Consider the following 6,360-nt stretch of genomic DNA (forward strand, 5'->3'; position numbering starts at 1 on the left):
CACGGCAGGGAACTCCTCGGCCTCCTCGCCAAAGGAGGACCATCTCGGTTTGGTTTCACCGAGGAGCTTCCCTCTTTCCCGCTCGCCCTTCCTCGCCGACTACACACTTATAGGGACACGACCCGGACCACCGACTCGGCCCACGACCACCCGGTGGCGCCGAACACGCTGGAGAGGAACTTCCAGCCCGGCACGCCCAACCGCACGTGGGTCGGCGACATCACCTACATCTGGACTGAGGAGGGCTGGTTGTACCTGGCCGTGCTGTTGGACCTCTTCAGCCGCATGGTGGTGGGCTGGGCGATGGGCGAGAAAATCGACAGGGGCCTCGTCCTCCGCGCGCTCGACATGGCGCTGCTCGACCGTCCCGCACCCGAGAGGCACCACTCTGACAGGGGCAGTCAGTACGCCAGCGACGACTACCGCCGGTTGCTCGAGGAGTGCGGCATCGAGTGCAGCATGTCGCGCAAGGGAAACTGCTGGGACAACGCGGTAGCCGAGAGCTTCTTTTCCACGCTGAAGCTGGAGCTCGTCTACACCACCCGCTTCAAGACACGTGAGGAAGCAAGGCGAGCGTTGTTCGAGTACATGGAGGTGTTCTACAACCGGAAGCGTCGCCACTCATTCTTGGGCTACCTCAGCCCGGTCGAGTTTGAGCGAGTGGCCGCAACGAGCAGCCTGGCAGCTTAACCAACCTGTCTACGGAACCGGGTCACGCCCAGTACAGCGAGAACAACAACAAGCACTCCAGCGTCACACACAAGCAACAGGTCCTGAGAGACCACCTCATCCCCTTCTTCGGTGAGATGCCCCTGAACACCATCGGATTGGCGGAGATCGAGGACTTCAAGGCCCTGATGCGAAAGAAGAAGTCGGCATCGCGCGTCCGGAAGGAGACCGCTTCACTGTCAGCAGTTCGCAAGCGCAAGGGGGACGGGCCCGAGGCACTGAGCTTGAAGACCATCAACAACGTCCTCACGGTGCTCAGCAAGCTGTTGCGCGTCGCAGTGGAGCAGGAGGTGATTTCGCAGGCTCCGCGCGTGCAGCTCTTCAGGAACGTCCCCAAGCCGTCCTTCGACTTCCTCACGTTCGAGGAGGCCGAGCGGCTGGTGTCCGTGGCCGAACCGGAGTGGAGGCCGGTGCTGCTGGTGGCCATCAAGACGGGACTGCGCCAGGGGGAGCTTATCGGGCTCCAGTGGCCTGACGTGGACTTGAGGCGCGGTCTTCTCCATGTGCGCCGCGCCATCTGGCGTGGAGTGACGGACCTCCCCAAGGGCGGACGCGAAAGAACGGTGGAGTTGCCCTCCTCGGTGGTGGACGCGCTGAAGGAGCATCGACACCTTCGTGGGCCTTACGTGTTCTGCCAGGAGGATGGGAAGCCACTCACGCGGGGCAAGTTGGACCAGCCTCTCGTGCGCTCACTCCACCGGGCGGACATCACGCGAGAGGAAGGCATCATCGGCTGGCATGACCTGCGCCACACCTACGGGAGCCACCTCGCGATGCGGGGCGTTCCCTTGAAGGTCATCCAGGAGCTGATGGGGCACGCCACCATCGACATGACGGAGCGGTATGCCCACCTCAGCCCCGACACCCGTCGTCACGCGGTGCGCGTGCTGGACCTTCCGCTTGCGCCCGCATGCGACATACGTGCGACACAGGCGGAGGCTGTGGCCAACCATGCGTAATGACTGAGTAGGAAAGTGGTCCTGGCAGGAGTCGAACCTGCGGCCTCTCGGTTCGCACCCGAGCGCTCTCAATCCACTGAGCTACAGGACCGGAAGATGATTCAGACGAAGTACCCCGTACGGGAATCGAACCCGTCTCTCCGCATTGAAAGTGCGACATCCTTCGCCAATAGACGAACGGGGCAAAGACAGACACACAGGTGACGCAAGTACCCCGTACGGGAGTCGAACCCGTCTCACCGCATAGAGAGTGCGGTATCCTTTTTGCCGATAGACGAACGGGGCGGCAGGTACTGCGGGAGAGAGGGGACCCGGAGAAAGCTCGAGGCCGGGTCCCCTCTCGGGAAGCCCGGCCTCGGAACCACGCACACGCCGTCGGCGAGGACGGCTGCGGGGGTTCAGAGACCGGGTCGCGCGCTACGGAAGGAGGAGATTCCTTCCAGCAGCTCGTCTTCAGAAGCGGTGCCCGACTCGGGGTTCGCGCGAAGCGCGTCGATGCCACGGACAGTGTCGTTCACGTGCTTGGGATTCATCGGGCTCGTCAGGTTCGCCGTCATCAGGGTCACCGCTCCTTTCTGCGTGGGACTGACGCGTGCTGAAACATTTCCTGACGACACGGGCGCTCCCTCGCCGGCTCGCATGCACCTCACACGTGAAGCCTCCAGCGCCCGTCGCTATCCTGCGGGGAATGGGAGCGCGCGCATGACGACGGACCGGGTGAAAGGGGGCTATTGGGAGCAGCCTCCCTCGCGGGCACTCGCGACCGCCGTGGACGCCTTCTGGTGCTTCACGGTGCCCGCGACGCCCCTCGAGCCAGGGCGCCCCGCCTTCCACCGCGTCCTCCCGGACGGCTGCACGGACCTCATCGTCCACTTCCCCGACGCGAGCGCCATCGGGCGTGGGGGTGCTCCCCGACTGAGCCTCGTCGGCCCCATGGAGCGCTTCGCCCTCGTCCCGCTCCGTCCCGGCGAGGTGAGCCTGGGCGTCCGGCTGCACCCCGGGTGGGCGCTCTCGCTGCTGGGGGTGAGCCCCCGGGAGCTGCGCGGGCTGAACGTCCCCGCCGAGGAGTGCGACCGCGCCTTCCGTCGACTGTCCCAACGACTGGAGACCAGCACCTCCCTGGCCCAGGCCATGTCGCTGCTCACCGAGGAGTTCTCCCACCGCGGCGCGGTCGCGACCCACGCGCCCAGCCCCCGCGCCGCGCGGGCCCTCCAGGCGTTGCGCGCCACGTCCGGACAGGTGCGCATGTCCGTGCTCGCGCGCGCACTCGGCGTCAGCGAGCGGACCCTGCACCGGGACGTCCTGGACGAAGCGGGGGTCGCCCCCAAGTTCCTGGCCCGGGTGCTCCGGTTCCAGCGAGCGCTGTCCGACCTGCGCGCGCCCGGCGCGGACTTGAGCGACGTGGCGGTCGTCCGGGGCTACGCGGACCAGGCCCACCTCACCCGGGAATTCCGTGAGCTGGCGGGGGTGCCCCCCACGGGGCTCGTCGGCTGAACGACGCCTGTCCGATTTCTTCAAGACGCCCCGGCGGCCGCGTGAGAGACAGGCCCCACACCACCTACCCGGGAGCATCCCATGAAGCTCGGCTACGTCATCCTCTACGTCCCGGACGTGCCCGCCACCGTCGCCTTCTACGAGAAGGCCTTCGGCCTCCAGCGCCGCTTCCTCCACGAGAGCAACACCTACGCGGAGATGGAGACCGGCGCCACGGCGCTCGCGTTCGCGGCGGAGTCCATGGCGGACCTCAACGGCCTCACGGTGCGCTTCCAGCGGCCACAGGACGTGGCCGCCGCGGTGGAGGTGGCGCTCGTCACGCCGGACGTCGAGGGCGCCTTCCAGCGCGCGGTCCAGGCGGGGGCCCAGCCCACCCAGAAGCCCAAGCAGAAGCCCTGGGGCCAGACGGTGGCCTACGTACGGGATTTGGACGGCGTGCTCGTGGAGCTCTGCTCGCCCATGTCCGCGTGAGACGCATGGAACCACCGGGAGTCGAACCCGGACCTCCCGGATGCCATCCGGGTGCTCTCCCGTTGAGCCACGATCCCAACAGCGCTCCGACAGGGAATCGAACCCGTAGCCGAGTGGTGCGCAAACCCAGCAGATTCGCGCCCTTCCCCCGCCTTCCACTCGGAGAACCTCGGATTCGACTCCCGTTCAGCCCCCCGGCGTCCCGCCATGTTCCAGCGCGTTCCGCAGGTTCATGCGACATACGTGCAACATGGCGGGGCCTGACGGAGACCGTCTTCAACCCACCGGCAAGAGGGGCCGAGCGACAAGTAGCCCGGCCCCTCCTGGTTCCTACGGTTCGACGCGGAGCGGATTCAACAGCCCCGCTCGGTCCAGCAGCTCGCGCACCCGCTCAGCCAGCGCCACATGCTCCGGGTTGCTAGCCGTGAACCGCTCGGGGGTGAGGACAATCAGCGTGCCCTTGTCCTCCACGGGTTCGATACGCACCGGAGCGGGGAGAGGGGGCACCATGCCGCGATGCCGAGCGACGTACGTCACCCAACCGACGAATGTTCCTGGCTTAGGGGTCGCCGTCACCATGTCCCGGTGGCGCGATGACGTAGCGACAGCTGAGTCTGGCTCCCAGGCTACGGCCATGCTCCTAACAAGCGCAGCTAGCGCAGGGGCCGCCAACATCCTTTCGGCGACAAGCCCCCGGTTCGGCAACTGGACGAAGCAGAAGTTGTTCACTCTCTCGGAGTAGCCACCGCACGTCACGTCCAGGCCCACCGCATCGTCGTCGTCACTTGCCCCGTTCCACGCACTGAAGCGAAACCCCAGTTCCTCCACAACGCGGTCCTTGCCCCGTCGGATGAGGTTCTCCAACGCCGTTCGACTGACGTCGATGGGGTGCTTCAGGGCATCCTTGCGTGACTTCCCCTGCCGGAACCACTGAGACAGCGAAGAATCGACCTCGGGAAGATGGCGAAAAAGCACCGCTGCCCGCTGGGCGCACTCCTCCGCAGACTCTCTTCGTGACCTCCAATACGCCCCAGCATAAAAGTTTTCATCCATGCACCAACTCCTCAAGGCACTGGAGGGGTAAAGACAACCTCAATTTCCGTAATGCCCTTGCCTCTCAGTAGTTCTCGAATGGCTTCTGCCGTCTTCTGCTCCGCGATATGCCAACGAATCGGAACACTCGCTGGGGCTTTGGCCAATTGCCTCTGCGCCTGCTCAACGAGGGCCTTCGCACCCGACTTCTCGAACCAGACCTTCGGCTTGAGGTTGTCGAGAAACTTGTTCGCATAGCCCGGTCCCTTGGCATCCAGCAGTACGCCCTTCTCGAAGCCATCGAACTTCACGCCTCCAGTCTTCGTACTGGTCCCTCCCACCCAGTATGCATCGTCCGCCGAGTGTCCGGTGATCTGTTCCTGGTATCGTCGCGCACGAGGAGACATGGACTCGTTGGCTGGCGCCCATTGTCCCGGCCCCTCCGCAGGCCCCGCGCCTGTTGCCGCCACGCTGGCCCGATGAAGGATGATGGCCGCACCAGGACCGCCCCCGAGTACCGCCGCCGCGCGCCCCACGGGCACCGCCACACGTTCGATGGTCAGGGCCCCCTGGGCGGATAGAGCCAGCGCGGGCACAGTGGCCTCCGCTCCCGCCAGTGCTCCCGTCACCGTTCGTGTCGTGGCGCCGGCCGTCCCAGTCGTGACGAGCAGGTTCGTCGTCAGCTCGGCGACCGCCTCGATTTGCTCCCCGCGCGTCATGTAGCGGAAGCGCTCGAAGTAGGCCGGCGACGACTCGATAAGCGCGGCCACGCCCGCAGGCAGGTTCTTCAGGGAGGCGATGCTGTCCAGCGGGTACGTGAAGAAGTGGCCGATGGAGAGCGCCAGCTTCACGACCGCCGACTCGGCCCCATCCAACGCGCGGCCCACGTAATCCGCGTCGTCGTAGACCTCCGCCACCGGGCGCCCATCCACTTCCCGCAGCTCGTCATCCAGCAGCCGGTAGACGCCCGAGTGCGCCGTGTAGAAGCGCCCCAGTTCGAAGCGGTGCGCGCGGAAGGCACCGTCCTTCCACTCGACGGGCGCGACTCGCTGCTGCGTCCTCCCACTCAGTACCCACGCCATGCAGCCGTCAGGACGGAGCACCGCCAGTTGAGAGAAGCGCTCGACCTGGCGCACCAACTCAGGCCGCGACAGTTCCCCGCGCTCCAGCACGACGCGAAGCACACGGCCCACCGCGAGCCGCGAGGGGAACTGGCCCAGCGTCACGGGCTTGCGCATCAGCTCCGACATCAATCGCGCGGCCTGTGCAGGCGTGAGCGAGGCGCCTGGAATCGGTCGCTCGTCCCGGTCCTCCAGCCCGGCGTTCGTCAGCAGTTCTTCCCACACGTCCCCGTTCCGGACGCTCCCGCCCGTGGCGCTGTTCGACGTGTCCGAGCGAAACGTTTGGTGGTGACGATTCCGGTCGCCGTCCGCAGACCCGGCCAGCGCATGGAGCTGCCCCAGAAGTCGAGGGTCGCGCGGCAGCTCCCCACGAGCAACGCCCGGCAGGTGGCGCACCAGCCCCCGACGACCCGAGGCTGGCGTCATCGAGGCGCATCCAGTGGCCAGCAACGCCACGGCCAAGAGCAGGGCGTTAGCGCGCATTGTCCACCCCCAGCCCCACCGAGGCGAAGGCCCCCGGGCGCAACGTCCCTTCCGCCGTGGGGAACAGCAGC

6 protein-coding genes, 4 tRNA genes and 1 pseudogene are annotated in these 6,360 nt (G+C 66.4%); 4 read left to right on the forward strand and 7 right to left on the reverse strand.

The features are described from left to right. Together LZ198_RS42305 and LZ198_RS42310 are read left to right on the forward strand one after the other, a co-directional pair. A partial coding sequence (locus LZ198_RS42305) for an IS3 family transposase (protein ID WP_253977860.1) occupies positions 1-690 on the forward strand: 690 nt, incomplete at its 5' end. Between the two features lie 26 nt (positions 691-716). Further along, a pseudogene (locus LZ198_RS42310) lies at positions 717-1,688 on the forward strand (tyrosine-type recombinase/integrase); the annotation flags it as partial. Between the two features lie 16 nt (positions 1,689-1,704). Here the strand turns inward: LZ198_RS42310 and LZ198_RS42315 are convergent. The 4 genes from LZ198_RS42315 to LZ198_RS42330 form a co-directional block, all read right to left on the reverse strand. Further along, positions 1,705-1,779, reverse strand: a tRNA-Arg gene (locus LZ198_RS42315). 20 nt (positions 1,780-1,799) lie between these two features. Beyond that, a tRNA-Glu gene (locus tag LZ198_RS42320) sits at positions 1,800-1,872 on the reverse strand. A gap of 26 nt (positions 1,873-1,898) precedes the next feature. Next, positions 1,899-1,973, reverse strand: a tRNA-Glu gene (locus LZ198_RS42325). A 113-nt stretch (positions 1,974-2,086) separates the two neighbouring features. Continuing rightward, positions 2,087-2,245: a hypothetical protein gene (locus LZ198_RS42330; protein ID WP_253977861.1), complete on the reverse strand. Its 159-nt coding sequence runs from the start codon at positions 2,243-2,245 to the stop codon at positions 2,087-2,089. Between the two features lie 145 nt (positions 2,246-2,390). Between LZ198_RS42330 and LZ198_RS42335 the strand changes: the two genes are divergently transcribed. Both LZ198_RS42335 and LZ198_RS42340 read left to right on the forward strand, forming a co-directional pair. Then, positions 2,391-3,182, forward strand: a complete 792-nt coding sequence (locus LZ198_RS42335) for a helix-turn-helix domain-containing protein (protein WP_253977862.1) — start codon at positions 2,391-2,393, stop codon at positions 3,180-3,182. An 81-nt stretch (positions 3,183-3,263) separates the two neighbouring features. After that, positions 3,264-3,653, forward strand: a complete 390-nt coding sequence (locus LZ198_RS42340) for a VOC family protein (protein ID WP_253977863.1) — start codon at positions 3,264-3,266, stop codon at positions 3,651-3,653. Between the two features lie 6 nt (positions 3,654-3,659). Here the strand turns inward: LZ198_RS42340 and LZ198_RS42345 are convergent. The 3 genes from LZ198_RS42345 to LZ198_RS42355 form a co-directional block, all read right to left on the reverse strand. Beyond that, positions 3,660-3,730, reverse strand: a tRNA-Ala gene (locus tag LZ198_RS42345). Between the two features lie 253 nt (positions 3,731-3,983). Then, positions 3,984-4,706, reverse strand: a complete 723-nt coding sequence (locus tag LZ198_RS42350; protein WP_253977864.1) for an immunity 52 family protein — start codon at positions 4,704-4,706, stop codon at positions 3,984-3,986. Between the two features lie 11 nt (positions 4,707-4,717). Then, entirely contained in the window at positions 4,718-6,031 is a 1,314-nt protein-coding gene (locus tag LZ198_RS42355; protein WP_253977865.1) for a Tox-REase-5 domain-containing protein, read from the reverse strand. Positions 6,032-6,360: the final 329 nt, after the last annotated feature.

It is taken from the genome of Myxococcus dinghuensis (genome assembly GCF_024198235.1).
Classification (GTDB): domain Bacteria; phylum Myxococcota; class Myxococcia; order Myxococcales; family Myxococcaceae; genus Myxococcus; species Myxococcus dinghuensis.